The 25,357-nt window shown below is 62.3% G+C and carries 22 protein-coding genes; 17 read left to right on the forward strand and 5 right to left on the reverse strand.

Going from position 1 to position 25,357, the window contains the following annotated elements:
* The first annotated feature begins 24 nt into the window (after nucleotides 1-24).
* The 7 genes from GGR30_RS15665 to GGR30_RS15695 all read left to right on the forward strand — a co-directional run bounded on the left by GGR30_RS15665 (nucleotide 25) and on the right by GGR30_RS15695 (nucleotide 7,908).
* On the forward strand, nucleotides 25-831 hold the full coding sequence (locus tag GGR30_RS15665) for an SDR family NAD(P)-dependent oxidoreductase (RefSeq protein ID WP_183488006.1): 807 nt from the start codon (nucleotides 25-27) through the stop codon (nucleotides 829-831).
* A gap of 76 nt (nucleotides 832-907) precedes the next feature.
* The gene (locus tag GGR30_RS15670) at nucleotides 908-2,206 is read left to right on the forward strand and encodes a M24 family metallopeptidase (RefSeq protein WP_183488008.1); all 1,299 of its coding nucleotides are present in this window, start codon (nucleotides 908-910) and stop codon (nucleotides 2,204-2,206) included.
* Nucleotides 2,207-2,217: 11 nt separating this feature from the next.
* Nucleotides 2,218-3,201, forward strand: coding sequence for a thiamine pyrophosphate-dependent dehydrogenase E1 component subunit alpha (locus GGR30_RS15675; protein ID WP_183488010.1), 984 nt, complete (start codon nucleotides 2,218-2,220; stop codon nucleotides 3,199-3,201).
* A 12-nt stretch (nucleotides 3,202-3,213) separates the two neighbouring features.
* The gene (locus tag GGR30_RS15680) at nucleotides 3,214-4,209 is read left to right on the forward strand and encodes an alpha-ketoacid dehydrogenase subunit beta (RefSeq protein WP_183488012.1); all 996 of its coding nucleotides are present in this window, start codon (nucleotides 3,214-3,216) and stop codon (nucleotides 4,207-4,209) included.
* The gene (locus GGR30_RS15685; protein WP_183488013.1) at nucleotides 4,199-5,554 is read left to right on the forward strand and encodes a biotin/lipoyl-containing protein; all 1,356 of its coding nucleotides are present in this window, start codon (nucleotides 4,199-4,201) and stop codon (nucleotides 5,552-5,554) included. The genes GGR30_RS15680 and GGR30_RS15685 overlap by 11 nt, the downstream gene beginning before the upstream one ends.
* 16 nt (nucleotides 5,555-5,570) lie before the next feature.
* Nucleotides 5,571-7,001 (forward strand): NAD-dependent succinate-semialdehyde dehydrogenase, encoded by a 1,431-nt coding sequence (locus GGR30_RS15690; protein WP_183488015.1) that lies wholly within the window; start codon nucleotides 5,571-5,573, stop codon nucleotides 6,999-7,001.
* 1 nt (nucleotide 7,002) lies between these two features.
* Nucleotides 7,003-7,908, forward strand: a complete 906-nt coding sequence (locus GGR30_RS15695) for a 2-oxo acid dehydrogenase subunit E2 (protein ID WP_183488017.1) — start codon at nucleotides 7,003-7,005, stop codon at nucleotides 7,906-7,908.
* Between the two features lie 34 nt (nucleotides 7,909-7,942).
* Here GGR30_RS15695 and hpaR read toward each other — a convergent pair whose 3' ends face one another.
* The gene (gene hpaR / locus GGR30_RS15700; protein ID WP_281378131.1) at nucleotides 7,943-8,383 is read right to left on the reverse strand and encodes a homoprotocatechuate degradation operon regulator HpaR; all 441 of its coding nucleotides are present in this window, start codon (nucleotides 8,381-8,383) and stop codon (nucleotides 7,943-7,945) included.
* A 290-nt stretch (nucleotides 8,384-8,673) separates the two neighbouring features.
* On the opposite strand from hpaR, the gene GGR30_RS15705 reads away from it, so the two are divergent.
* The 7 genes from GGR30_RS15705 to GGR30_RS15735 all read left to right on the forward strand — a co-directional run bounded on the left by GGR30_RS15705 (nucleotide 8,674) and on the right by GGR30_RS15735 (nucleotide 15,627).
* A complete protein-coding gene (locus tag GGR30_RS15705) occupies nucleotides 8,674-9,066 on the forward strand; it encodes a 5-carboxymethyl-2-hydroxymuconate Delta-isomerase (protein WP_183488019.1) in 393 nt (130 codons plus the stop codon).
* Between the two features lie 48 nt (nucleotides 9,067-9,114).
* A complete protein-coding gene (gene hpaE / locus GGR30_RS15710; RefSeq protein WP_183488022.1) occupies nucleotides 9,115-10,629 on the forward strand; it encodes a 5-carboxymethyl-2-hydroxymuconate semialdehyde dehydrogenase in 1,515 nt (504 codons plus the stop codon).
* A gap of 66 nt (nucleotides 10,630-10,695) precedes the next feature.
* The gene (hpaD, locus tag GGR30_RS15715; protein ID WP_183488024.1) at nucleotides 10,696-11,676 is read left to right on the forward strand and encodes a 3,4-dihydroxyphenylacetate 2,3-dioxygenase; all 981 of its coding nucleotides are present in this window, start codon (nucleotides 10,696-10,698) and stop codon (nucleotides 11,674-11,676) included.
* Nucleotides 11,677-11,701: 25 nt separating this feature from the next.
* The gene (locus GGR30_RS15720) at nucleotides 11,702-13,153 is read left to right on the forward strand and encodes an NAD-dependent succinate-semialdehyde dehydrogenase (RefSeq protein WP_183488026.1); all 1,452 of its coding nucleotides are present in this window, start codon (nucleotides 11,702-11,704) and stop codon (nucleotides 13,151-13,153) included.
* A gap of 19 nt (nucleotides 13,154-13,172) precedes the next feature.
* Nucleotides 13,173-14,051: a fumarylacetoacetate hydrolase family protein gene (locus GGR30_RS15725; protein WP_183488028.1), complete on the forward strand. Its 879-nt coding sequence runs from the start codon at nucleotides 13,173-13,175 to the stop codon at nucleotides 14,049-14,051.
* On the forward strand, nucleotides 14,048-14,854 hold the full coding sequence (hpaH, locus tag GGR30_RS15730) for a 2-oxo-hept-4-ene-1,7-dioate hydratase (protein WP_183488030.1): 807 nt from the start codon (nucleotides 14,048-14,050) through the stop codon (nucleotides 14,852-14,854). Before GGR30_RS15725 ends, hpaH begins: the two co-directional genes overlap by 4 nt.
* 11 nt (nucleotides 14,855-14,865) lie before the next feature.
* On the forward strand, nucleotides 14,866-15,627 hold the full coding sequence (locus GGR30_RS15735; RefSeq protein WP_183488032.1) for an aldolase/citrate lyase family protein: 762 nt from the start codon (nucleotides 14,866-14,868) through the stop codon (nucleotides 15,625-15,627).
* A gap of 70 nt (nucleotides 15,628-15,697) precedes the next feature.
* On the opposite strand, the gene hpaD (GGR30_RS15740) is transcribed toward GGR30_RS15735, so the two are convergent.
* Both hpaD (GGR30_RS15740) and GGR30_RS23685 read right to left on the reverse strand, forming a co-directional pair.
* Entirely contained in the window at nucleotides 15,698-16,549 is an 852-nt protein-coding gene (gene hpaD, locus GGR30_RS15740) for a 3,4-dihydroxyphenylacetate 2,3-dioxygenase (protein WP_183488034.1), read from the reverse strand.
* 215 nt (nucleotides 16,550-16,764) lie between these two features.
* On the reverse strand, nucleotides 16,765-19,425 hold the full coding sequence (locus tag GGR30_RS23685) for an autotransporter outer membrane beta-barrel domain-containing protein (RefSeq protein ID WP_183488036.1): 2,661 nt from the start codon (nucleotides 19,423-19,425) through the stop codon (nucleotides 16,765-16,767).
* A gap of 349 nt (nucleotides 19,426-19,774) precedes the next feature.
* Between GGR30_RS23685 and GGR30_RS15750 the strand changes: the two genes are divergently transcribed.
* Nucleotides 19,775-20,065 (forward strand): hypothetical protein, encoded by a 291-nt coding sequence (locus GGR30_RS15750; RefSeq protein ID WP_183488038.1) that lies wholly within the window; start codon nucleotides 19,775-19,777, stop codon nucleotides 20,063-20,065.
* A 654-nt stretch (nucleotides 20,066-20,719) separates the two neighbouring features.
* On the opposite strand, the gene GGR30_RS15755 is transcribed toward GGR30_RS15750, so the two are convergent.
* A complete protein-coding gene (locus GGR30_RS15755; RefSeq protein WP_183488041.1) occupies nucleotides 20,720-21,244 on the reverse strand; it encodes a flavin reductase in 525 nt (174 codons plus the stop codon).
* 9 nt (nucleotides 21,245-21,253) lie between these two features.
* Nucleotides 21,254-22,816 carry a 4-hydroxyphenylacetate 3-hydroxylase N-terminal domain-containing protein gene (locus GGR30_RS15760; protein WP_183488043.1) on the reverse strand — a complete coding sequence of 521 codons (1,563 nt, stop codon included), beginning with the start codon at nucleotides 22,814-22,816 and terminating at the stop codon, nucleotides 21,254-21,256.
* A 55-nt stretch (nucleotides 22,817-22,871) separates the two neighbouring features.
* Here GGR30_RS15760 and GGR30_RS15765 point away from each other — a divergent pair, with 55 nt between their 5' ends.
* Complete coding sequence (locus GGR30_RS15765) at nucleotides 22,872-23,795, forward strand: helix-turn-helix domain-containing protein (protein WP_246413947.1); 924 nt, start codon at nucleotides 22,872-22,874, stop codon at nucleotides 23,793-23,795.
* A gap of 123 nt (nucleotides 23,796-23,918) precedes the next feature.
* Nucleotides 23,919-25,331, forward strand: coding sequence for an aldehyde dehydrogenase family protein (locus GGR30_RS15770; RefSeq protein WP_183488045.1), 1,413 nt, complete (start codon nucleotides 23,919-23,921; stop codon nucleotides 25,329-25,331).
* The last annotated feature ends 26 nt before the right edge of the window (nucleotides 25,332-25,357 follow it).

Consider the following 25,357-nt stretch of genomic DNA (forward strand, 5'->3'; position numbering starts at 1 on the left):
TCGGTCAACACGGGAGGAGAGACCATGGACCCCAATCGCCTCAAAGGCAAAAACATCCTGATCACCGGCGGCGCCCAGGGCATGGGCGCAACCAACGCCGAGCATTTCGCCGAGCAGGGCGCCAATGTCTGCATCGGGGATCTTGACCTCGAACTGGGCAAGGCGCTCGCCGACAAGATCAACGCCGCCGGCAACGGCCGGGCGATTGCGGTGAAGATGGATGTGACGAGCCGCGATGACAATGAGGCAGCGGTTGCCGCCACAGTCGAGGCCTTCGGCATGATCAATGTCGGCCTGTTCAATGCCGGGGTCAACAAGCCGAAATTCTTCATGGACATTGATGAGGACAATTGGGACTTCATCATGAACGTCAACACCAAGGGCATGTGGCTCGGCATGCAGGCCGTGGCCCGGCAGATGATCAAGCAGGGCAAGCAGGAGCATGTCTACAAGTTGATCAATGTCGGCTCGGTCGCGTCGCGCAAACCCCTTTACGATGTGACGGTCTACTGCACCTCGAAATATGGCTGCCTGGCGCTCACCCATTGCGGCGCGGTGACGCTTGCCGAGCACAATATCACCGTCAACGGCTATGCGCCGGGCGTGGTCAAGACGCCGCTCTGGGCGCAGCTCGACAAGGATCTGGTCGAGATGGGTTTCAAGCAGAAGGAAGGCCAGGCATTCGAAGACCTCGCGGAGAATGCCCTGGCGCTGAAGAAGGTCTCCTATCCCGACGACGTGAAGGGCACGGCCGCATTCCTCGCCAGCCACGACAGCGACTACATGACCGGCCAGATGATCCATATCGATGGCGGCTGGGTGATCCAGTAGCGCCGCAAAACCTGCTTCTCTGACCATTCATTTCAACCGAGCAGGCAGGCGATCGCGCTGCCTGAGGGAGGATTTCATGAACCGTGCACTGACACCCAATGTGCTCACCCCGCAGGACCTTCAGCCCAACTGGAACTGGGAGGGCCGCCTGCCCGCCTGGGGCCATACGTCCGTCGATTTCGAACGTCGCGTCGATCACGACCGGCTGAGGCGCTACCGCCTGTCGCGCACCCGCCAGGCGCTTAAGAACAGCGATGCCGGCTCGCTGTTGCTCTTCGATGTCAACAATATCCGCTATGTCTCCGCCACCAAGATCGGCGAGTGGGAACGCGACAAGATGTGCCGCTTCTGCCTGCTGACGGGCGATGACGCGCCTTACGTCTGGGATTTTGGCTCCGCCGCCGTGCATCACCGCAAGTTCTCCGACTGGCTGGTGCCGGATCATTGCCGTGCGGGCGTCGTCGGCATGCGCGGCACCATTCCGCCCTCCTTCGGGCTGATGAAAAAATATGCCGAGGAGATCGCCGGTCTCATCCGCGATGCCGGCATGGCGGACATGCCGGTCGGCGTCGATTATGCCGAAACCGCCATGTTCGAGGCGCTGAAGGCTGCAGGCATCAACGTGGTCGACGGCCAGCAGATCATGCTGTCGGCGCGCGAGATCAAGAACTGGGACGAGATCCAGCTTCTGACCCAGGCCGCCAGCATGGTCGACGGCGTCTATCACATGATCTACGAGGAGCTGAAACCGGGCGTGCGCGAAAACGAGATCGTCGCGCTGTCCAACAAGATGCTCTACGAAATGGGATCGGATGACGTCGAGGCGATCAACGCCATTTCCGGCGAGCGCTGCAATCCGCATCCGCACAATTTCACCGACAGACTTTTCCGGCCCGGCGACCAGGCCTTCTTCGATATCCTCCAGAGCTATCAGGGCTACCGCACCTGCTACTACCGCACTTTCAATATCGGCCGCTCGACGCCTGCCCAGGTCGATGCCTATGTGAAGGCGCGTGAATGGATCGATGCGTCGATCGCGCTGATCAAGCCGGGCGTGACCACCGATGTCGTGGCCAAGGCATGGCCGAAGGCGGAAGAATTCGGCTTCCCGGACGAACTGTCCGCTTTCGGCCTGCAATTTGGCCACGGTCTCGGCCTTGCGCTGCACGAGCGCCCGATCATCTCGCGGGCGGTCTCGCTCGACAATCCGATGGAAATCCAGACCGGCATGGTCTTCGCGCTGGAGACCTATTGCCCGGCCGCCGATGGCTTCTCCGCCGCCCGCATCGAGGAGGAGGTCGTCGTCACCGACAAGGGGTGTGAGGTCATCTCGCTGTTTCCGGCAGAAGAACTGCCCATCGCCAACCGGTATTGAGGCGGGATGTCATGAGCGCTTCAGACAACAAGCATAACCGCGAGGACTATCTGCGCATGTACCGGCAGATGGTCCGCATCCGCACCTTCGAGGATAATGCCAACCAGCTTTATCTCTCCGCCAAGATGCCGGGGCTGACGCATATGTATTCCGGCGAGGAGGCGGTTGCCGTCGGCATCTGCGAGGCGTTGACCGACAGCGACCGGATCACCTCCACCCATCGCGGCCACGGCCATTGCGTTGCCAAGGGGGCGGAGTTTCAGGCGATGTTCTGCGAACTCCTCGGCAAGGAGGAAGGCTATTGCCGGGGCAAGGGCGGATCGATGCATATCGCCGATCAGAGCCACGGCAATCTCGGCGCCAATGCCATCGTCGGCGGCTCCATGGGCATTGCCACCGGGTCGGCGCTCCGGGCGAAGCTGCAGAAATCCGACGACGTGACGGTCTGCTTCTTCGGCGACGGGGCGACGGCGCAGGGTCTTCTGTACGAGGTGATGAACATGGCGGCGCTTTGGAACCTGCCGGTGATCTATGCCTGCGAGAACAACGGCTATTCGGAGTATACGAAAACGGCCGAGATCGCCGCCGGTTCGATCACCGACCGGGCGCGGGCCTTCGGCTTCGAGGCCTTCGAGGTCGACGGTCAGGATGTGCTCGCCGTCAACGAGCTTGCCCGCGAACTTGCCGGGCGTTGCCGGCGGGGCGAGGGGCCGTTCTTCATCGAGCTTCAGACCTATCGCTATCACGGCCACCATGTGGGCGACATCAACCGCGAATATTACCGCTCCAAGGCCGAGGAGAAGGAGTGGAAGGAAAACCGCGATCCGATCGAGAAATTCTCGAAGTGGCTGACCGGCGAGGGGATCGCCTCGAAGGAAGAGCTTGAGAGCCTGAAAAGCGAGATCCGGGACGATGCCGCTGCCGCCGTCGACTATGCGCTGAAGGCGAAATACCCGGACGCGCGCGAAGTCGACATGCATGTCTTTGCGGACTGAGGAGGAAAACCCATGCGAAAGATCACGCTTTCCCAGGCCGTGAACGAGGCGTTGGCGGAGGAACTGCGCCGCGACCCCACGACCTTCATCATCGGCGAGGATATCGCCGAGGCCGGCACGCCGTTCAAGGTCTTGTCCGGTCTTGTCGAGGAGTTCGGAACCGAGCGGATCATCGACACGCCGATTGCCGAGCCGGGCTTCATGGGCCTTGCCGTCGGCGCGGCCATGACCGGTTCGCGGCCGATCGTCGACCTGATGTTCGGCGACTTTCTGTTCCTGATCATGGATCAACTCTGCAACCAGGCGGCCAAGATCCACTACATGTCCGGCGGCAAGCTCAACGTGCCGCTGGTGGTGCGCACCAATCTGGGAGCGACGCGGCGCTCGGCCGCCCAGCATTCCCAGTCGCTGCATGCGCTTGTCGCCCATATTCCGGGGCTAAAGGTGGCGTTGCCGTCCTCCGCCTATGAGGCCAAGGGGCTGATGAAGACGGCGATCCGCGACAACAATCCGGTCGTCATCTTCGAAGACAAGCTGATGTATAACGACAAGGCCGAGGTGCCGGAGGAGGAATATCTGATCCCCTTCGGCGAGGCCGCGATCCTGCGCGAGGGTCGCGACATCACGCTTGTCGCGACGTCTTCCATGGTGCAGGTGGCACTGGCTGCGTCCGACCTCCTGGCAAAGGACGGGATTTCGGCGGAGGTCATCGATCCGCGCACCATCGTGCCGCTGGACGAGGAAACCATCCTCAACTCGGTGAAGAAGACATCGCGGGCCATGGTGATCGACGAGGGGCACCAGAGCTTCGGCATCACCGGCGAGATCGCCAGCCGCATTTCCGAGAAGGCCTTCTATCATCTCGATGCGCCGGTGCTGCGCATGGGGGCGATGGATGTGCCGGTACCCTTCTCGCCGGCGCTTGAGGACATCACCGTGCCGACGCCGGAACGGGTGGCCGAAAAGGCGCGGCTTGCAGTCGGCGGGGAGCTTTTCCATGCCGCATGAGGTGATAATGCCGGCGCTCGGCATGGCACAGGATACCGGCAAGATCGTCCGCTGGCTGAAGAAGAGCGGCGAGCCCGTTTCTTCCGGCGAGGCGATCATGGAGGTGGAGACCGACAAGGCGGTGATGGAGGTCGAGGCCGAGGCCGGCGGCTTTCTGAGCGCCGTATCAGCCGGTGATGGCGAGGATGTGCCGGTCGGCTCCGTCGTTGCCGTGATCGTCGAAAACGAGGCTGACGTTCGGGAAGCCGTGTCCGGAGCGCCTGAAGCGCTTGAAGCGAATGCGGAGGAGCACGAGGGTGAGGCTGATGAAGAACCCCTGCCGGAGGGCGCGGAGATCATCATGCCCGCGCTCGGCATGGCGCAGGACACCGGGCTCATCGTCAACTGGTGCAAGGACGCAGGTGACAAGGTTTCTGCAAGCGACATCCTGCTGGAAGTCGAGACCGACAAGTCGGTGATGGAAGTCGAGGCCGGCCATGACGGCTATGTCGCTGCTATTCTGGCAGATGCCAGCGAGGCCGTTCCCGTCGGCTCGGTGATCGCCGTGATTTCGGCGGAAAAGCCGGAAAGGCCGGTGCGGCGCAGCGCCAAAGCCGCGCCTCAGCCACAGGCGGCACCTGCCGCAAAAGCGGAAGACGCGGCTTCAGACAACAGCAATGCTCCGTCGAAGCCCAAGGGGCCAGCGAGACCCGTCGCTCCGGTCGAAGGCCGTATCCTCGCCTCGCCGAAAGCGCGGCGGCTGGCGCGGGAGCAGGGCCTTGATCTGACGCGGCTCGCCGAGGAGGGCGTGGCCCAGCCCTATCATGTGTCCGACCTTGAAACCTTGCGCGGACTGGGCGCACGGGTAGGCACTTCGCCTGCTGCTGCCCCGGCGAACCTGCCGCTGCATATCGAGGCGCGGGTTCCGGCTTCAGGCTTTGCGGCCCTGCTGGACTGGCTGCGAAAGGAGACGACCGATGCGCCGTCATCGTCCCGGATCTGGCTCGGCTTCGCCTCCGCCGCCCTGCGCAGCGCCGATGCGAGGGAGAGGATCGTCGTTGGGATCGACGCGCCGGGCTCCGGCGTCGCGCGCTTTGTCGATGCGGACCGCAAGCGCCTTGGCGCGACACTTGAGGAAACCGAAGACGGTGAGGCGGACATCATCCTGCGCGACCTGACGGGCTCTGCGGTGATCCGCGCGACGGCCCGGGCCGAAACGGCGCCGGTCCTGACCATCGGTCGCGACCGCGAGGATTTTCTCATCGGCTTCGACTACCACGACAGTCAGTTGAACGAGGCGGCGGCCCTTGCCTTTGTCACCGGGTTCGCCGGGCGTCTCGAAGAGCCGCTGCGGCACCTTCTTTGATTATTGGAGCCATGTGATGGATTTTACCAATCTCTATATCGACGGAAACTGGCGTGAGGCCGCAAGCAGCGAGCGCTTCGACGTCATCAACCCGGCCACCGAAGAGGTGATTGCCTCCGTCGCCTCCGCCGACACCGCCGATGCCGATCTGGCGCTCGATGCCGCCGAAAGGGCGATGGCCGAATGGCAGGCGAAAAAGCCGCGCGAACGCTCCGAGATCCTGCGCAAGGCGTGGGAGTTGATGACCGCGCGACTGGATGATTTCGCCCGTCTCATCACGCTCGAAAACGGCAAGGCGCGGGCCGATGCCATGGGCGAGGCGACCTATGCGGCCGAGTTCTTCCGCTGGTTTGCCGAAGAAGCCGTCCGCGCCGACGGGCTGATCACCCATGCCCCGGCGTCCGGCGCGCGCATCGTCGTGCAGCACAAGCCGGCCGGCATTTCGGTTCTGGTCACGCCCTGGAACTACCCGGCCGCCATGGGCACGCGCAAGATCGCGCCGGCGCTGGCGGCAGGCTGCGCGGTGATCATCAAGCCGGCGACGGAAACGCCGCTCACCATGCTGGCGCTGATGCCGCTTCTGGAAGAAGCGGGCGTGCCCAAGGGGCTCGTCAACGTTCTGCCGTCGAGACATTCCGGCCGGATTGTCGACCACATGCTGCATGATCCGCGCGTGCGCGTGGTCTCCTTCACCGGATCCACCGGCGTCGGGCGCACCTTGCTCAAATCGGCTGCCGATCAGGTGGTCAAGCCGGCGATGGAGCTTGGCGGCAACGCGCCGCTGCTGGTCTTCGAGGATGCCGATATCGACAAGGCGGTCGCAGGCGCCATGCTGGCGAAGATGCGCAACCTCGGCGAGGCCTGTACGGCGGCAAACCGGTTCTACATTCATGAAAAGGTCAGCGCGGAATTCACGGAAAAATTCACCGCCGCCATGGCCGCGCTGAAACTCGGCAACGGGCTGGAGGATGGCATCGATGTCGGGCCGCTGGTCAACGCATCGACCCGTGACAAGGTCGCTGGATTCGTCGAGGACGCCGTATCGAAGGGCGCGAAAATCGAGCTTGGCGGCAGCCGGCCGAACGGCAAGGGGTTTTTCTATCCCCCGACCGTGCTGTCCAACGTGCCGGAAACCGCCGACTGCGTGCATGACGAGATCTTCGGTCCCGTCGCGGCGCTGCAGACCTTCAGCGACGAGGAAGACGTGATCCGCCGCGCCAATGACACCGAATATGGGCTGGTGGCCTATGTTTTCTCCGAGGACATGAAGCGCGCCATGGGCGTCTGCGAACGGCTGGAATACGGCATGGTCGGCCTCAATCGCGGCCTCGTCTCCGATCCTGCGGCGCCCTTCGGCGGGGTCAAGCAGTCCGGGCTCGGGCGCGAGGGCGGGCATGAGGGCATGCTTGAATTCATGGAAACCCAGTATATCTCGGCGGAATGGTGACATGAGCGACAAGGATTTCATCGCAAGCCCGGCCGTCGTGGCCTATGCCGGACGCAAGGGCGTCGACCTTTCCGACGTGGCCCGAAAATCCGGCCGCACCAATCTGGCGCGCGAGGATGTCGATCAGCATATGGATGGCTCCGCGCCAACTGGCCCCAGTGCCGGCGGGGGAGAGCAGAGGTACTGGGATGTCGACCACGCCGCCTTCGGCTCGGTTACCGAGGAGCCGGTGACGCGGATCGCGAGCCTTGCCGCCGACAATCTGTCTGCCGCCAACCGGATGATCCCGCAGGTCACCCATCACGATCGCGCCGACATGCGCGCGCTCGAAGCCTTTCGCAAGAGCCTCAAGGCGGAGGCTTCGGCCAAAGGTCTGAAGCTCACCGCGCTTGCCTTTCACATCCAGGCGCTAGCGCTCACGCTCGATGCCTTCCCGCTGTTCAATTCATCGCTGTCGGCAGACGGCAAGGTGTTGATCCGCAAAGAATATTGCCATATCGGCGTTGCCGTGGACACACCGCACGGGCTGATGGTGCCGGTGATCCGGGACGCGGACCGCAAGGGGCTGTGGCAGATCTCCGCCGAAATCGCTGATCTGGCGAAGAGGGCCGGCGAGCGCAAGCTTCGGCCCGATGAAATGGGCGGGGCTTCGATGTCCGTTTCCAATCTCGGCGGCATTGGCGGCACGGCGTTCACGCCGCTCGTCAACCCGCCGGAGGTGGCCATTCTCGGCATCACGCGGGCGGAAACCGTTCCAGTCTGGGAGAACGAGTCCTGGCAGCCGGTGCTGATGGCGCCGCTTGACCTTTCCTATGATCATCGGGTGATCAACGGCGCCGATGCCGCGCGGTTCCTGGCCCATTATGCCCGGTTGCTCGCCGACCCGCGCCGGATGCTGTTCGCCTGAGGTTTTCGGGACGACCCATCCTGCAACGAGGATGTCACGCCGCCGCGCCCGGCCCGTCCTCGCTTTTCGCGCGTTCGGACAGCGTGTCGAGCACGAATTCCAGATCGTTCAGGAGCGCCTGGATCCTGTCGCGGCCGAGAAGCGCCTCGATCTCGTTATAGATCGCGACGCTGTCCTTCGAGGCGGTGCGGATCAGCGCCTTGCCCTCGTCAGAGAGCTGAACGATCGTGTGCCGCCGGTCGGCCGGGTCCTTGCTCACCACAATGAGGCTGCGCGTTTCCAGCGCCTTCAGGATACGCGTCAGGCTCGGCGGCAGCACGCAGGCCGCCTCGGCGAGCTTGGAGGCATCGAGGGAGCCTGCCTCGAACAGCACGCGGATGACCCGCCACTGCTGCTCCGTCACGTCATATTTCCTCAGCATCGGCCGGAACAGTTCCATGACCGCCTCGCGGGAACGCAGAAGCGCGATCGGCAGGGTTCGCCGCGTCTCGGCAAGCTGAAACCCGTCGTAATAGACGGGTGTCTCCCGCGTTGCGCCTTCAGCCCGGTTTTCGTTCGCCACGTTGTCTCCCCTCGATTTTCATTCTCTTCCTCATGTTGAAAAAAAACCGGCTTGACAAGAGACTAAAAACTTAACACGTTAAGTGTATAAGCGGTTCCGGCGTGATTGACCATGGGTTTCTCATGCGGAACTGCCGAAAAGAGAGCGGTTCACGCTGTGCGTGGAAACGCTCTCTCCGGCGGAGACGGGCTGGGAGGAGCAACGTGCCACATCTGAGACTTGAATATTCGGCGCCTCTGGCGCTGGAGACGGACATGGCCGGGTTGTGCCAGGCCCTGCGCGCGGCTCTGGCCGAGACCGGCGTCTTTCCGCTTGCCGGCATCCGCGTGCGCGCCTTTGCCGCCGATGCCTATGCAATGACCGACGGCAATCGTGACGACCGTTTCCTTGCCATGGTGCTGACCGTCGGCGAGGGGCGCTCCGAGGCGGCTCTGCATGAAGCGGGCGCGCATGTCTTTAAGGTCGCCAAGGCGCATCTCGCTGACCTGATGGCGCGCGGCCATCTGGCGCTTTCGCTCGACATCGCCGAAAGCCGCTCGGCCTTGAGCTTCAAGGATAATCCCATTCACGCCCGTCTTTCTGCCCGAAAGGCCTGAACAGCGCGGCGTCTGCGCCACGCAGGCGAACAGGAAGAGGTTTTGACCATGACATCCACACTCAATGACAATATCGCCAAGGCCGAAGCCTATCTTGCCGGGTTCCGCAAGAACGGCGTGATGAACCACATCAACGGCGAGAGCGTGCCGGCGCGTTCCGGCAAGACCTTCGAAACGGTCTCGCCCGTCGATCTCGGCAAGCTTGCCGATGTCGCCCATGGCGGCGCGGAGGATATCGATGCCGCCGTCAAGGCCGCGACTGCGGCTTTCCCCGCCTGGCGGGACATGCCGGGCGCGAAGCGCCGCAAGATCCTGCATGCGGTTGCCGATGCGATCGAGGCGCGGGCCGAGGAGATCGCCTTCACCGAATGCATGGATACCGGCCAGGCTTATCGATTCATGTCGAAGGCGGCGCTGCGCGGGGCGGAAAACTTCCGCTTCTTCGCCGACAAGGCGCCGGAGGCCTGCGACGGCAAGACGCTCAGAAGCGCGACCCAGATCAACACCACCTCGCGCCGTCCGATCGGCCCCGTCGGCGTGATCACGCCGTGGAACACGCCCTTCATGCTGTCGACCTGGAAGATCGCGCCGGCGCTCGCCGCCGGCTGCACCGTGGTCCACAAGCCTGCCGAGTTCTCGCCGATGACGGCGAAGCTCCTGATCCAGATCGCCGAGGAGGCGGGCCTGCCCAAGGGGGTGATGAACCTCGTCAACGGGCTCGGCGAGGATGCCGGCAAGGCGCTGACTGAACATCCCGGCATCAAGGCGATCGCCTTTGTCGGCGAAAGCCGCACCGGCTCGATGATCATGGCGCAGGGGGCCAAGACGCTGAAGCGCGTGCATTTCGAGCTTGGCGGCAAGAACCCGGTGATCGTCTTCGACGACGCCGATCTCGACCGCGCCGTCGATGCGGCGGCCTTCATGATCTATTCGCTGAACGGCGAGCGCTGCACCTCGTCCTCGCGCCTTCTGGTGCAGGACAGCATCTATGACGACTTCACCAGACGCGTCGCCGAGGTCGCATCGCGCATCAAGATCGGTCATCCGCTCGATCCGGAAACCGTCGTCGGCCCGCTGATCCATCCCGTGCATGAGAAGAAGGTGCTGTCCTATTTCGATATCGCCCGCGAGGAGGGCGCGACGATTGCGACCGGCGGCGAGAAGGTGGGGACCGAGGGCTGTTATGTCCGTCCGACGCTGTTCACCAATGCCCGCAACGACATGCGCATCGCCCAGGAGGAAATCTTCGGACCCGTGCTGACCGCCATCCCTTTCAAGGACAGGGACGAGGCGCTGAAACTTGCAAACGACGTGCAATACGGGCTTTCCGCCTATCTGTGGACGGCAAGCCTCGATACCGCGATCTTCATGACCGAGCGGCTGGAGGCCGGCATGATGTGGGTGAATTCGGAAAATGTCCGGCATCTGCCGACCCCCTTCGGAGGCGTGAAGAGTTCCGGCATCGGCCGCGACGGCGGCGACTGGTCGTTTGAATTCTACATGGAAACGGTCAATGTGGCCTTCCCGCGGAAGAACCAGAACGCGCCCAGGCTCGGCGCCTGATCAATCAAGACACAACCGGGAAAGGGCGCTGGAGGACGGCGCTTCCTTTCCGGCGAGGAGGAAAACATGCCTATCCCAGCAGCCAATCTCTATCCGCCCTTCAATATCGTGCGCCTGTCGCATGTCGAGTTCGCCGTCACCGATCTTGCCGCGAGCCGGGCTTTCTATGTCGACACGCTCGGCCTGCAGGTCACCGATGAGGATGCGAGCACGATCTATCTGCGCGCCATGGAAGAGCGCGGTCATCACTGCATCATCCTGAGCAAGGCGGAGGAGGCACGCGCGCGCTATCTCTCCTTCAAGGTCTATGCCGAGGAGGATCTCGACAAGGCGCATGACTGGTTCAAGGCGCAAGGCAAGCCGGCCGAATGGGTCGAACGGCCCCATCAGGGACGGACGCTCTCGACCGTCGACAATTTTGGCGCGCCTATCGAATTCTATTTCAAGATGGAACGCCTGGAGCCGATCCACCAGAAATACGCGCTCTATCACGGGGTGAAGCCGCTCAGGATCGACCATTTCAACTGCTTCAGCCCCGATGTCGACGCATCCGTCGCCTTCTACAACGAGATCGGTTTCCGCGTGACGGAATATACCGAGGACGAGGAGACCGGAAAGCTCTGGGCCGCCTGGACCCATCGCAAGGGCGGCGTGCACGACATCGCCTTTACCAACGGGCGCGGGCCGCGCCTGCACCACACCGCCTTCTGGGTGCCGACGCCGCTCAACATCATCGACCTCTGCGACCTGATGGCGACGACGGGCTATGTCTCGAACATCGAGCGCGGCCCCGGCCGCCACGGCATTTCCAATGCCTTCTTCCTCTACATCATCGATCCCGACGGCCACCGCATCGAGATCTACTGCTCGGACTACCAGACGGTCGATCCTGATCTCGAGCCGATCAAGTGGGACCTGAAGGACCCGCAGCGCCAAACGCTCTGGGGCGCACCGGCGCCGAAGAGCTGGTTCGAGCACGGCTCGCTGTTTGCCGATGTGGAGCCGGAGGAGCCGCTGCTGAAGGCCCAGCCGATCATCGCACCCTGATTGCAACCGCTCGAAGGACAGGACAATGCCTCTTCGCGACCCCGGCCTCCTGAAGGAAGCCAATCTTGTCGGCGGCCAGTGGATTGCCGCAGGCGACAATGCGATCGCCGTCACCAACCCGGCAACGGGCGCGGTCCTCGGCCGCGTGCCGTCGCTCGGCGCGGCCGAAGCGGAAGCCGCGATCGAGGCCGCCCGCGACGCCCAGATTGGCTGGGCGGCGAAGACGGCCAAGGAACGGTCGGTCATCCTGCGTCGCTGGTATGAGCTGGTTGTCGAAAACGCCGATGATCTGGCCGAAATCCTGACGCTGGAGCAGGGCAAGCCGCTGGCCGAGGCGAGAGGCGAGATCCTCTACGGCGCCTCCTTCATCGAGTGGTTCGCGGAAGAGGCGCGCCGCGTCTATGGCGACGTCATTCCCGGCCATCAGGCCGACAAGCGCATCGTCGTCATCAAGCAGCCGGTCGGCGTGGTCGCGGCAATCACGCCGTGGAACTTTCCCAATGCGATGATCACCCGCAAGGTCGCGCCCGCACTTGCTGCCGGTTGTTCGATCGTGCTGAAACCCGCAAGCCAGACGCCGTTTTCGGCGATCGCCCTTGCGGTGCTTGCCGAACGCGCCGGCCTGCCCGCCGGCCTCTTCTCGGTCGTCACCGGTTCGGCCCGCGCCATCGGCGCGGTGATGACCGGCTCGCAGATCGTGCGCAAGCTGACCTTCACCGGCTCGACCGAAATCGGCATCGAACTGATGCGCCAATGCGCGCCGACGGTGAAGAAGCTGGCGCTCGAGCTTGGCGGCAATGCGCCGTTCATCGTTTTTGACGATGCCGATCTCGATGCCGCCGTCGAAGGCGCGATCATCTCGAAATTCCGCAATAACGGCCAGACCTGCGTCTGCGCCAACCGGCTTTACGTCCAGGCGGGCGTCTATGATGCCTTTGCGCAGAAGCTCGCCGAGGCGCTGTCGAAACTGAAGGTCGGCAACGGTCTGGAAGAGAGCACGGTGTTCGGCCCGCTGATCGACGACGCGGCCGTTGCCAAGGTGGAGGAACATATCGCCGATGCCATGGGCAAGGGCGCTAGCCTAGTATCAGGTGGCAAGCGTCACGCCCTTGGCGGCACCTTCTTCGAGCCGACGGTGCTGACCGGCGTCACCGGAACAATGGCGATCGCCCGCGAGGAGACCTTCGGGCCCGTGGCGCCGCTTTTCCGGTTCAAGGAGGACAGCGAGGTCGTGGCCGCCGCCAACGACACCGAATTCGGCCTCGCCTCCTATTTCTACACAAAGGACCTGGCGCGCGCCTGGAAGGTCGGCGAGGCGCTGGAATATGGCATGGTCGGCATCAATACCGGCCTGATCTCGACCGCCGAGGCGCCGTTCGGCGGCGTCAAGCTGTCCGGCCTTGGCCGCGAGGGCTCGCGCTACGGCATCGAGGAATTCACCGAGATGAAATATCTCTGCTTCGGCGGCATCGCCTGAGGCGGAAACAGGAGGAAACATGACCCGTGAAATTCCCGCCCGCATCGCCTCTTTCAGGGTCCATGACCATATCGGCTACGGTCTCGTCACCGATGGGGGCGTGATCGACCTGTCGAAGGATTTTCTGCCGGACTTTCCCGATCTGCGCGCTGTCATCGAGGCCGGCGCGCTGTCTCGTATTGTGGCTGCCGGCGAGGGCCGGAAGCCTGATTTCCGGCTTGACGAGATCGAGTACCTGATCCCGATCGCAAATCCTGAAAAGCTGATCTGCGTCGGCGTCAACTTTCCCGATCGCAACGAGGAATACAAGGACGGGCAGGCGGCCCCCTCGAAGCCGTCGCTGTTCATTCGTTTCCCGCGCTCCTTCACCGGCCACGAAAGGCCGCTGATCCGGCCGCCGGAAAGCGAACAGCTCGATTACGAAGGCGAGATCGTCATCGTCATCGGCAAGGGCGGGCGGCGCATCGCCGAAGCCGATGCCTATGATCACATCGCCGCGTTGTCGCTCTGCAATGAAGGCACGATCCGCGACTGGGTGCGCCATGCGAAGTTCAACGTTACCCAGGGCAAGAACTGGGACCGTTCCGGCTCCATCGGTCCCTGGCTTGTGCCGTTCACCGATGCCGCCCAACTCGACGACATCGAACTGACCACCCGCGTCAACGGCGAGGTGCGTCAGCAGGACCGCACCAGCCGGATGATGTTCTCCTTCCGCTATATCGTTTCCTACATCTCGACCTTCACCACGCTTGTGCCCGGCGATGTGATCGTCTGCGGCACGCCGACGGGGGCGGGGGCGCGCTTCGATCCGCCGGTCTGGCTGAAGCCGGGCGATGTCATCGAGGTCGAGGCCGATGGCATCGGCGTGCTGCGCAACGGCGTGGAGGATGAGCGATGAGCCTTGCCGCAGAAGACGTCCGCGCTGCCGCAGAACGGCTGTTCAAGGCAGAGAAGTCGGGAGAGCAGATCGGCCTGCTGAGCCTTGCCTTTCCCGGCATGACCATGGACGACGCCTATGCGGTGCAGACCGAACTGATGCGGCTGAAAGCCGGGGCCGGACGAAAGGTCATCGGCTGGAAGATCGGGCTCACCTCGAAGGCGATGCAATATGCGCTCAACATTTCGACGCCCGATTCAGGCGTGCTGTTCGATGACATGGCCTTCGACAATGACGAGGCCGTGCCAAAAGGCCGGTTCATCCAGCCGCGCATCGAGGCCGAGATCGCCTTCGTGATGAAGGCGCCGCTTGCCGGCGGGGACGTGACGCGCGACGATGTGCTCGCCGCCACCGACTATGTCGCGCCGTCGATCGAGATCCTCGACACGCGCATCCTGCGCGCGGACCCAGAGACCGGCAAGACCCGCATCATCGTCGATACGATTTCCGACAATGCCGCCAATGCCGGGATCGTGCTCGGCAATAAACGCCACGCGGTCGATGCCTTCGATCTCAGATGGGTCGGCAGCATCGTCTCGCGCAATGGCGAGGTGGAAGAGACGGGGCTCGGCGCCGGCGTGCTGAATGATCCGGTCGAGGGGATTGTCTGGCTGGCCCGTCGTATGGCTCAATACGGCCAGCGGATCGAGGCGGGGCAGGTGATTCTGTCGGGCTCCTTCATCCGCCCCGTCGAATGTCCGGGCGGTTCCGTGATCGAGGCCGATTTCGGGGATTTCGGCAGGGTCGGTTGCCGGTTCGAATAGGAGAGGCACAGATGCCTGTAGAGAAAAACGAATTCAAGGCCGCGCTGAAACGCGGTGAACAGAAGATCGGGCTGTGGCTTGGTCTTGGCGAGGCGACGACGGCGGAGCTTTGCGCCCAGGCCGGTTTCGACTGGCTGCTGGTCGACGGCGAGCACGGTCCGAACGACCTTCGCTCGATCCTTGATCAGTTGCGCGCCCTTGCCGCCTTTGATCCCCCCGTCGTGGTGCGTCCGCCGTCCGATGACCGGGCGCTCATGAAGCAGTATCTGGATATCGGCGTGCGCAATTTCCTGGTGCCGATGATCGAGAGCGGCGTCCAGGCCAAGGAAGTGGTGCGCTCCGTCCGCTATCCGCCCGAAGGCGTGCGCGGCATCGGCGCGGCGCTCGCCCGCGCCTCGCTCTACAACACCGTTTCCGATTATCTGGCCACGGCGAGCGACGAAATCTGCGTTCTGCTGCAGGTCGAAAGCCGTGCCGGCATTGCAGCCCTTGACGATATCCTCGCCACCGAAGGCGTCGACGGCGTGTTCGTCGGTCCCTCCGATCTGGCCGCCGACATGGGCTTTCCCGGCAAGGTCGGCGCGCCGGAAGTGCAGGAGACGGTCTTGGACGCGCTGGAACGCATCAAGGCATCGGACAAGGCCGCCGGCATTCTCATCGGCGACGCCGAACTCACGAAGAAATACCAGAAGATGGGCGTCGAATTCCTCGCCGTCGGAACGGATGTCGGCGTGTTCATGAACGGGCTGAAGGCGCTGCGCCAGCAGTTCTGAGGCGCGTCTGTCTCCCTTCATTTCAGCGCCATGAGGCAGGCGGATGACGCGCCTGCCTCACGAAACGATGCTACAGTTCGAACACCACATTGGTCTGCCCGGTACCGGAGGAGGGGAAATACTCTGTTACCACTTCGCCGCGGCCCTTGTACTTGTCCCAGCCGAGCGCGCCGAACAGCATGACGGTGTCGTGCATGTCGCCTTCGCCATCGCAATATTCAGCATAATCCGGCAGCATCTTCAGGAAGGTTTCGATATCGCCCTTCTGCCACAGGTCGAGCACGTGGAGATCGACCTGGCGGTTGAACTCCGATGAGATGGTGAAGGTGCCGTTGTTCTCCGCATAGATGTCGTTCGGCCAGATCTTGTGCGAGAGCGAACCCGAGGCGATCAGCGCCACATTGCTGTCGGAGGCCTCGATCGCCTTGGGGATCGCCTCGCCGAGCTTGCGCGAACTTTCAAGGCTGTGAACCGTGCACATGGCCGCGACCGAGACGACCTTCAACGCAGCATCGCCGTTCATGTAGCGCATCGGCACCAGCGTGCCATATTCCAGATCGAGCGAATCCACCTGGTGGGAGAGCGTGTAGACGCCGTCTTCGCGCGCGGTTTCGGCAATCAGGTCGCCAAGGGCCGCGTTGCCCTCATAGGCATAGGGCAGGTCCTTGATGAACTGCGGAAATTCATGGCTGGTGAACATGCCCTCGAAGCGGTGATTGGCATTGATGTGATAGGCGGCGTTGACCAGCCAATGCGTGTCGAGCACCACGAAGGTGTCGGCGCCGGCCGCGCGGGCGCGGCGGCCGATCTCGCGGTGACCGTCGATCGCGGCCTGCCGCTTGCCTTTCAGCGGTCCATCCAGCTCCGACATCACCATGGTCGGTACATGCGTCGTCTTGGCAGCCAGTACGAGTTTACCCATTGTCTCCTCCGAAAATAGTTAACATGTGCACTATATAGGAGAAGGAGCTTGTCGAACTTGCGATAAATCAAGAGACGCAGACTTATTTCGGAAGTCTGCCGCAGATCTGCGGCGTTTGCTGTGTCGGTCGGAGAAGCAATGGCGGCATCAGGCCCGATGTTGCAGCCAACCGGCAAACCATCGGGCCCGAATTCAGTCTGCCTCCAGCTTCGGCCTCAGAATTTCACCTTGAGGCCGAGATTGCCGCCATAACCGTAGGAGCCGGTGGAAAAGCCGGTTGTGGCGGTGATCTCGGCGAAGGCGGCGTATTGCAGCTTGCCGGCCTGCCAGTCGATCGCACCGCCAATGGCGATCTCGCCCGCCCAGTCGTCCGGTTCGGAGGAGAAGGCATAGATGTCGGAGACGGTCGCCGTGGTCTTGCCGAGAAATTCATGGCCGATATTGGCCGCGCCATAAAGCCGCGCCTTGCGGGAAAGCCCGGCCGCATCCTGCCAGGCGGCGGTCTTTTCCAGCTTCGCGCCCAGCCGGGCAAACAGGGACTGCCCGTCATCGAAATCGACCTTATCGGAATAGGCGCCGGTAAAGCCGTCAATGTGGACCGAGGTGAAGGCAAGCTGGGCCTGCGGCGTCAGCGATAGCCCGTCGGAGAGCGCGAAGGCCTGGCCGATCTCGGCGGAAAAGGCATAGGCGAAGGCATCGCTGTCCTCGGGGGCAAGCGGCAGGTCTTCCGCCTTCAATTCGCTCGTATACCAGGTGGCAAGCGCCTGGCCGTCGGCATAAAAGCCGTTCTCGCCGAACCATGTCAGCGTCGCGCCGAGGCCCCAGCCATCGGGATGGATCTTGCTTGCGCCATAGGGTGAGGCGATCTTCGCCTCGCCATCGCGGTAGTGCCCGGTGAGCCCGCCGACGAGCGCACCCTCGGCGCTGTCGAGCAGGAGACCGTCGAGGCCGGCCTCGAACTGGACGGCGGAGAGGTCGTAATCATAGCCGGTGGTGGCGCTTTCCGGGTCGATATGGCTGAAATCGCCGGCCGTACGGCCCCAAAGGGCGGCCGGCGCCGGCCCCGCCGTCAGCGCCTCTCCGCCGTCATAGCGTGCGCCGGCGCGCCGGTCGAGCGAGGAAGGCCGGCTCATCTCAAGCAGCACGGAAGGATAGGCCTCGTAGAGCGGCACATAGGGCTGATATCCGCGATCGGCGAGGCGGATCGTCGTTATTCCGTTTCCCGTTGTGCTTGCGAGCCCATAGGCATGGAGGCCGGAAACCTTCAGCTCTCCTCCTTCAAGCGCGAAGGTGACGGCCTCCGTCGCGGCGGTCTGTGCCAGAACGATATCTCCTCCGACGGCCTTTTCGCCGACGGTGGCGATCGAAAGGGTCGTAGTACCTTCTGCCTGTCCATGGAGAATGATGCGGTCGGCCTTTCGTTCTGCGAAATCGACGTCAATCGCAATGCGTCCGCTATCACCGGAATAGGCGAGCCCGGTACCATCTCCTATAATCAACGTGCTTGTGGCCAGCCCGTCGCGCATGTCAATGAGACCGCTGTTGACGACATGGCCGTAAATACGGGTCTCGGTTCCTGGTGCAAGCACTATACTACTCGATGCGTCGGCAAGGACAACGTTCGCCGAAAGTGAGAAAGCATTGCCGTTAGCCGGTGCGACGAATAGCAGGCTGCCCTCGGAAAGCGTTAGGTCGCCGTGAGCGTTTGAAAGTCCTGCGATGTGTTCGCTGCGATCATAGGCGTTAAGGGTAAGGCTGTCTCCGACGAGAGAAGCGGAGCTTCCCGTCTTCATCGTGATCAGTTCCCAGTTGACCAGATCGATCACCTTGCCGCCGCCCGAAAGGGTTCTGTTGGAAAGCGTTAGCGACCCGGCTTCGAGTTTCAACGTATCGGTTCCGTCGCCGCCGTCTATGGTGATCTTCTGCTCGCCAAGATTGTAAGAGGTGAGGTTGACGAGCGTTGCGGTGTCGTTTCCGCCCTGAGTATAGACGTCGCCGGTGAGAATGCCGGCAGTCCAGACGAAATTGTCAACGCCCTGGTTCTTTGTGTCCGAGGATTGGCCGTTCAACTGGTCATAGTCGCCATAGATATTTCCGACGAAACTGCCGCCGGAGAGCGTAAATGTTGAGCCGCCGCCGCCGAGCATGGCGTGACCCTTGATCTTGCCGGAGGTTGAGACCTGCATGCTCGCCTTAGCGCTGTCGTTCCGGTTGTTGATCAGATATGAAGCACCGTCGGCATCCATCGTCATGGTGGAGGCAGCCGCAATGGTTGTGGCGAAATCATTGTCCGATACACCGTTCTCGATCTCGAACAGGCTGGCACCCGTTGCTGTCATGGCCCCGTTTGAGAGATAGAAAACGGCGCTGGAACTGGCATAGGCATGAAGCAACAGGCCTACCGAGTCCTGTCCGGTCGCGGCGATTGTTCCGCCGGACATGTTGAGATTGAGCTGCGTCGGTCCCTGTCTGGAATAGGTCTGGATAGCCTTGGAAGAAGCTCCCGAGGCCGCCAAGTTTCCAGATGACATATGAACGGTCATCGCGGCGGGTTTTCCGTTGATGGTGGGATAGCCTTCGACGTACAGTCCCACCGAATTTAGGGCGATTGCCTGAACACTCGTTCCCGCCAACGTTAATGTCTGGTCCTGGGAACGAGTTTCCGCAAAGATAGCCCTGGAACCTTCGAGCGTGGCACTCACGACGCCGCCATTGAAGTCGGCCTTCAAGCCTGTGTCGGGTGAGAGATAGATCGCGTCCTGCTCGATGGTTCCGCCTGTTACGCTGCCACCATCCATGGTGAAGTCAACGTAACCGCCATCCGCAGAGACGTTTCCGACGATTGAGACTGGCGCAGTTGTCTCATTAATCGTCACTTTCGACCGTCCATTGTGGTCGAAGTTATCTGCACTCAGTGAAAAAAACGGTGTTTCGATCGTTCCTCCGGTCATCAGAACTTGGATGGCATCATTTCCTGTGCCCTGGTCAAAATTGTGGGCGAATATGCCCGACATCGTATTTGATGAGATTGACCCGCCGTTCATTGTTACGGACACATCGCCTCGATCGACCGCAAGAGCCTCGACGAGATAGAGTTCACCCGGCGCGAAAGAATATTCCCCTGAAATAGTCGTTTGTGTTCCGTCAGCGGCGTTCTGGATCGTGACGGAGGCGTCTCCTGTGTGCCCCGTTCGACTGAACACTGCATTGTAGCCGGGCAGACTGTTGACGTCCAATTTCGCGCCCGAAAGGATAACCGAGGAATTGCCGCTTGTGTTGGTTTCGGTGGTGACGCTCGATGCCGTCCCCTTCCCAATCGCCGCCGTCAACGCTGCGGTGTCGGACATCAACTCCACATATCCGCTGATGCTATGGAAAGTGCTGGCTTCAACTGAAATCGGTTGCGTGGAGTTGGGGGCAGCGTGCACGACGATATTGCCTTGCACCTGCGTATATGGGTTTTGGATTTTTAGCGTCAGTCCATTGGCCGATGGGTATGTGATCCCGGTTGGATAGTTGAGATTGTCGCAGTTGATCACGTTGTTTTGCGGCGTTCCACATTCCCCCTCGGCAAGCGCCTCACCGCCCATGGTGGTTGTGGCCACAACTGCGAGTGCCAGGTTGGACGCCGTTGTACTCCAGAGCCTTCTTCCCAGCGGGAATTTATCGATGACTAAAAGCATGTTTCCAAACTGCATCGGGTTCTCCTTGGTCGCGATCTGAAGCGATGCAAGGAGATATTAATCATTTTTGTATCTCAATCTCACATGGTAAAAATAATTCGAATCTCGTTATAAGTGTGATTTGTTGGCAACATGTACGGCTGTTGGGAAGCGCTGGCTGGCTTTTCTGAATATCAGCCCGCATGAGCACGAGCGCTGACAGATGGCTGATGAAACATGCACTACTCCGCTGGCTGAAGGCCTACATGAAGCCGTCACAGCGCCGCTTCCTGGTATAAAACGCAATCAAAACGGGAGTTCTTACTCCGGGCACTTTTGCTACTGGAGTTCCGTTCATGCTTGACCAATATTTCGCTGCGCTCCTTCGAGGCTATCCGAGATTGCCGAAGGACAGTCGGTCGGTCGCTGCCTGTGGAGACGGACCAGCGATGGTGTCCGCATCTCCGTCAGGTCTTCATATCCGCGTGACAGACCGTCGGCGATAGACCTACCCTCCGAAACTCCCCGTGGCCGTCGGCACATGCACGAAGTTGCGGTCGAAGTATAGAAGCGCGTGCCCGTCGGCGCGGGTGCGGATTTCGCTGACGGCGCCGATCAGGATGTTGTGCGTGCCGACGCGGTGGACATCGATGAGATTGCAATCGAAGGAGACGATCGCGTCGGCGAGCGCCTGGTTGCCGGACTTGAGGTCCGTCCAGCGCGCGGCGGCGTAGCGGGCCTCCATGTCCTTTTCCTTGCCGGCGAAAAGTCCCGCCAGATCGCGGTGCTCGCCGGTCAGGACATTGACGCAGAAGCGCCGGTTCTCGACGAACATCTGGGCCTGGGACGAGCCCGCATTCATGCAGACCAGAAGCGTCGGCGGCTCGTCGGTGACAGAGCACATGGCGGTGGCCGTGAACCCGCCGCGTCCGGCGGGTCCTTTCGTGGTGATGACATTGACCGGTGCGCAGACGCGCGCCATGGCGTTGCGGAACTCGGTGCGGGAAACCTCCCGCGTCTCAAGCTTTTCCATGACCGCCCCTTATTCAGCGGCCTGATTGAAGCCCGGTTTGCTGCCCAGCGGCTGAAGCCAGGTATCGCCGGTCCAGCCGTTCTCGTCATAATCGGACATGCAGGTATCGACGAGGGCTTCCATCTCTTCCAGAATACCGCCGCGCTGGGCGCCCTTCAGGACCTGGAGCCGCACCTCCTCCGGCGCGCCGGCATAGTTCAGCTCGTAAAGCGCGTGGCGTCCGCCGAATTCCGAGCCGGTCGCATCCCACAGAAGCTTCATGATCTTGATGCGTTCCTTGTGGCCGATATCGTTGGAGCCGCGCACATATTGGGAGAGGTAGCGGTCTATCTCCGGATTGGCGAAATCCTTGGCCGAGGATGGCAGGTAGATGAGACCCGAGGCGACCGTGCGGCGGATGAGATCGATGACCTTCGGATAGGCCTCAGACATGAAGGTGCGGTAGCACAGCGCTGCCTCGAGGTTCGGCAGCACCGCGCCATCGGCCCATTCGATCGGATTGCGCGCCATGGCATTGGAAAAGGCCCAGAACTGGTGGCGGATGGCGATTACCTCGCCGAGCATCGCCTGGTTGCCGCGGAAGGCATCGCCGCCGGTGCAGCGCAGCGCCTTGGCAAGCAACCCGGCGAGGAAATCGAGCTTGACGGCAAGCCGTGTGCAGCCCTGGAAACAATAGCCGTGCATGAAGCCCGAGGCCGGATGGAAGGAGAGGATCTTCCTTGCATCGCGCAGCACCAGAACGTCTTCCCAGGGCACGAACACATTGTCGAGCACCAGGATCGCGTCGTTCTCGTCAAAGCGCGAGGAGAGCGGATAATCGAAGGGCTGGCCGACCGTGTTGGCCGCTTCCTCGTAGGAGACGCGGCAGAACATCTTCACGCCCGGCGCGTTCATCGGCAGGATGAACATCACCGAGAGCGAGGGATCCTCTGTCACCGTCGCCGAACTCTGCGCCAGGAAATTGTAGTGCGTCAGCGCCGAGGAGGTCGCCACTACCTTCGCGCCGGAGACATAGATGCCGGCATCGGTTTCCTTGGTGATGTGGACATAGACGTCCTTCACCGCATCGGCGGGCTTGTGGCGGTCGATCGGCGGATTGACGATGGCGTGGTTCATGAACAGAACGGATTCTTGAGCGCGCTTGTGCCAGGAGCGGGCATTGTCGGCGAATTCGCCATACCAGTCCGCGTTCGCGCCGAGCGTGTTCATCAGTGCCGCCTTGTAGTCGGCGGTCCGGCCCATCCAGCCATAGGACATGCGCGCCCAGTCGGCGATAGCGCCCTGCTGGGCAACCAGATCATCGGCGGAACGGGCAACGCGGAAGAATTTGTGGGTATAGCCGCCGGAGCCGGTGTCGGTCGGCGATGTCAGGCGTTCCTTGGACTTTTCGTCATGTAGTGCATCGTAGAGCCTTGCCAGCGAGCGCACTGAGTTGCGCATCGACGGATGCTCGGTGACGTCGGTGATGCGCTCGCCGTTGATATAGACCTCCCGGCCGTCCTTCAGGCTCTCTATGTATTCCGCACCGGTAAAGGGGCGCTTCTTGTCGGCGCGATAATCTTCAGCTCGCATATTGTCCTCCCAATCAGATAATGACAAATGTTAAGTCTGGGCGGGCAGTCTGCCCATGGACAAACAGAGCAAATCTCTGGTACTTTTTCCGGCGATGACCAAAGCCGAGACCATTCCCGATTTCTTCGTCTATGGCGAGCCGAGCCGCTCGATCGACGTCGATTTCATGCATGTGGAAACGGTGATGGAGCGCCGGAGCCTGCATTTCGGCAATGTCGCGCCGCACCGGCATCAGCACATGGCGCAGGTGATTTTCTGGTACAAAGGCGGGGGAACCTACCGCTATGAGGAGACAGTCGTCGACTTTTCCGCGCCGGCCGTCGGCTTCATGCCGAGCGGCGTCGTCCACGGCTTTTCCGTCGGCGCGGACGCCGACGCGATCGTGCTTTCAATCGCCGATGGCGGGTTGCGCTCCGCCCATGACGCCTTTGCTGTGACGCCGGAGCGGGCCGTCTTCGTCGCGGGCGATGCCGGGCAACTGGCCTTCTCCCACCTGGCATCGCTCAGCCGGCTCATTCTGGAGGAATACCGGGTCGGTGACCGGGAGAGCATTTCGGTGATGACCGGGCTGGCGCATGCGATTCTCGCCCATGTGCGCAGGCTTGAGCGCGCCCTTCCGGCACGGAGTTCTCCCGCGGCGGCACTCGGACTGGCGCTGCGGCGCGAAATCGAGGCGCATTTTCGCGAGAACCGCCCGGTCGACCGCTATGTGGCGGCGCTGGCGACGACGCGGCATCTCCTCGACAAGGCGGCGCACGAGAGCTTCGGCAAGTCGGTGAAGACGCTGGTCCTCGAACGGCGCCTGACCGAGGCGAAGCGGCTTCTGCTGTTTACCATCCGGCCGGTGGAGGATATCGCCCGCGAGATCGGCTTTGACGATCCGGCCTATTTTTCCCGTTTTTTCCGTCGGATGGCGGGCGAGGCACCGGCCGCATGGCGTCAGCGCCAACTTGCCGCGCGGCGGAACGGTCACGGCTGACGGGTGAGAATGCCGGCGGCTGCCGAGGCCCGCGTTTTTGTCCAATTGCGCTGCGTCATGCCCCAAGACAGGTCTTTTGACGCTTCCTATAGTCCTCTCAAATCATGTTTGGGAGGAAACAGGATGAAGCATTTCAGGCTTCTTATCGCAGGCACGCCCGCTGAAACCAGTCGCTATGCGGATGTGCTGAACCCCTCGACCGGCGAGGTCGTGGGCAAGATGCCGGTGGCAACGGCTGACGACGCGGAAAAGGCGATCGCCTCGGCAAAGTATGCCTTTCCGGGCTGGGCGGCGAAATCCTCGGCCGAGCGCGCCGAAGCCGTCTCCGCCATTGCCGCGAAGATCGAGGAAAACGCCGAGGAACTCGCCACGCTGCTGACGCAGGAGCAGGGCAAGCCGCTCGGCGGCATCGGTTCGCGGTTCGAGATCGGCGGCGCTGTCGCCTGGACGCGCTACACCGCCTCGCTCGACCTGCCGGTCGAAGTCATTCAGGATACGCCGGAAGGCCGGGTGGAGCTCCACCGCAAGCCGATCGGCGTCGTCGCCTCGATCACGCCGTGGAACTGGCCGGTGATGATCGCCTGCTGGCACATCATGCCGGCGATCCGCGCCGGCAATACGGTCGTCATCAAGCCGTCGCCGAACACGCCGCTGTCGACGATCCGTCTGGTCGAGATCATCAACGAGGTGGTGCCGGCGGGCGTCGTCAATATCATCACCGGCGAGAACGAGCTCGGCTCATTCCTGACCTCTCACCCCGATGTCGGCAAGGTGGTGTTCACCGGCTCGACGCCGACGGGCCGCAAGGTCATGGAAAGCGCATCGGCGACGGTAAAGCGGCTGACGCTCGAGCTGGGCGGCAACGACGCCGGCATCGTGCTGCCGGATGCCGATCCCAAGGCGATCGCCGAGGGCCTGTTCTGGGGCGCCTTCATCAATAACGGCCAGACCTGCGCCGCGCTGAAGCGCCTTTACGTGCATGACAGCCTCTATGACGGGGTCTGCGACGCGCTCGTTTCCTATGCGGCAAACATCAAGACCGGCGACGGCATGGCTGACGACAGCATGCTCGGCCCGCTGCAGAACCGCATGCAGTTCGACATCGTCTCCTCCTATGTGCGCGATGCGGTGGCCAAGGGCGCGCGGGTTCTGACGGGCGGTACGCCGACCAATGGTCCCGGCTTCTTCTATCCGGTCACGCTGGTCGCCGATATCGATCACGGCACGGACCTTGTCGACAAGGAACAGTTCGGTCCGGCCCTGCCGATCATCCGCTATTCCGATGTGGAAGAGGCGATCGCCAAGGCCAATGACAGCGAGAGTGGTCTCGGCGGATCGGTCTGGTCATCGGATATCGAGAAGGCAAAGGCCATTGCCGCGCGCATGGAATGCGGATCGGTGTGGATCAACAATCACGGCGCGATCCAGCCGAATGCCCCCTTCGGCGGCGTCAAGCAGTCGGGCGTCGGCGTCGAGTTCGGCATGGAAGGCCTGAAGGAAATGACGACCGTCCAGTCGGTCTTCATTCCGGGCTGAGAACTGAAAGCGAGAGTGGAAGAGGC

It is taken from the genome of Martelella radicis (assembly GCF_014196625.1).
Classification (GTDB): Bacteria; Pseudomonadota; Alphaproteobacteria; order Rhizobiales; family Rhizobiaceae; genus Martelella; species Martelella radicis.

Coding starts and splice junctions, on each gene's coding strand:
- GGR30_RS15665 (WP_183488006.1), top strand. CDS start 25: ATGGACCCCAATCGCCTCAAAGGCAAAAACATCCTGATCACCGGCGGC.
- GGR30_RS15670 (WP_183488008.1), top strand. CDS start 908: ATGAACCGTGCACTGACACCCAATGTGCTCACCCCGCAGGACCTTCAG.
- GGR30_RS15675 (WP_183488010.1), top strand. CDS start 2,218: ATGAGCGCTTCAGACAACAAGCATAACCGCGAGGACTATCTGCGCATG.
- GGR30_RS15680 (WP_183488012.1), top strand. CDS start 3,214: ATGCGAAAGATCACGCTTTCCCAGGCCGTGAACGAGGCGTTGGCGGAG.
- GGR30_RS15685 (WP_183488013.1), top strand. CDS start 4,199: ATGCCGCATGAGGTGATAATGCCGGCGCTCGGCATGGCACAGGATACC.
- GGR30_RS15690 (WP_183488015.1), top strand. CDS start 5,571: ATGGATTTTACCAATCTCTATATCGACGGAAACTGGCGTGAGGCCGCA.
- GGR30_RS15695 (WP_183488017.1), top strand. CDS start 7,003: ATGAGCGACAAGGATTTCATCGCAAGCCCGGCCGTCGTGGCCTATGCC.
- hpaE (WP_183488022.1), top strand. CDS start 9,115: ATGACATCCACACTCAATGACAATATCGCCAAGGCCGAAGCCTATCTT.
- hpaD (WP_183488024.1), top strand. CDS start 10,696: ATGCCTATCCCAGCAGCCAATCTCTATCCGCCCTTCAATATCGTGCGC.
- GGR30_RS15720 (WP_183488026.1), top strand. CDS start 11,702: ATGCCTCTTCGCGACCCCGGCCTCCTGAAGGAAGCCAATCTTGTCGGC.
- GGR30_RS15725 (WP_183488028.1), top strand. CDS start 13,173: ATGACCCGTGAAATTCCCGCCCGCATCGCCTCTTTCAGGGTCCATGAC.
- hpaH (WP_183488030.1), top strand. CDS start 14,048: ATGAGCCTTGCCGCAGAAGACGTCCGCGCTGCCGCAGAACGGCTGTTC.
- GGR30_RS15735 (WP_183488032.1), top strand. CDS start 14,866: ATGCCTGTAGAGAAAAACGAATTCAAGGCCGCGCTGAAACGCGGTGAA.
- hpaD (WP_183488034.1), bottom strand. CDS start 16,549: ATGGGTAAACTCGTACTGGCTGCCAAGACGACGCATGTACCGACCATG.
- GGR30_RS15755 (WP_183488041.1), bottom strand. CDS start 21,244: ATGGAAAAGCTTGAGACGCGGGAGGTTTCCCGCACCGAGTTCCGCAAC.
- GGR30_RS15760 (WP_183488043.1), bottom strand. CDS start 22,816: ATGCGAGCTGAAGATTATCGCGCCGACAAGAAGCGCCCCTTTACCGGT.
- GGR30_RS15765 (WP_246413947.1), top strand. CDS start 22,872: ATGGACAAACAGAGCAAATCTCTGGTACTTTTTCCGGCGATGACCAAA.
- GGR30_RS15770 (WP_183488045.1), top strand. CDS start 23,919: ATGAAGCATTTCAGGCTTCTTATCGCAGGCACGCCCGCTGAAACCAGT.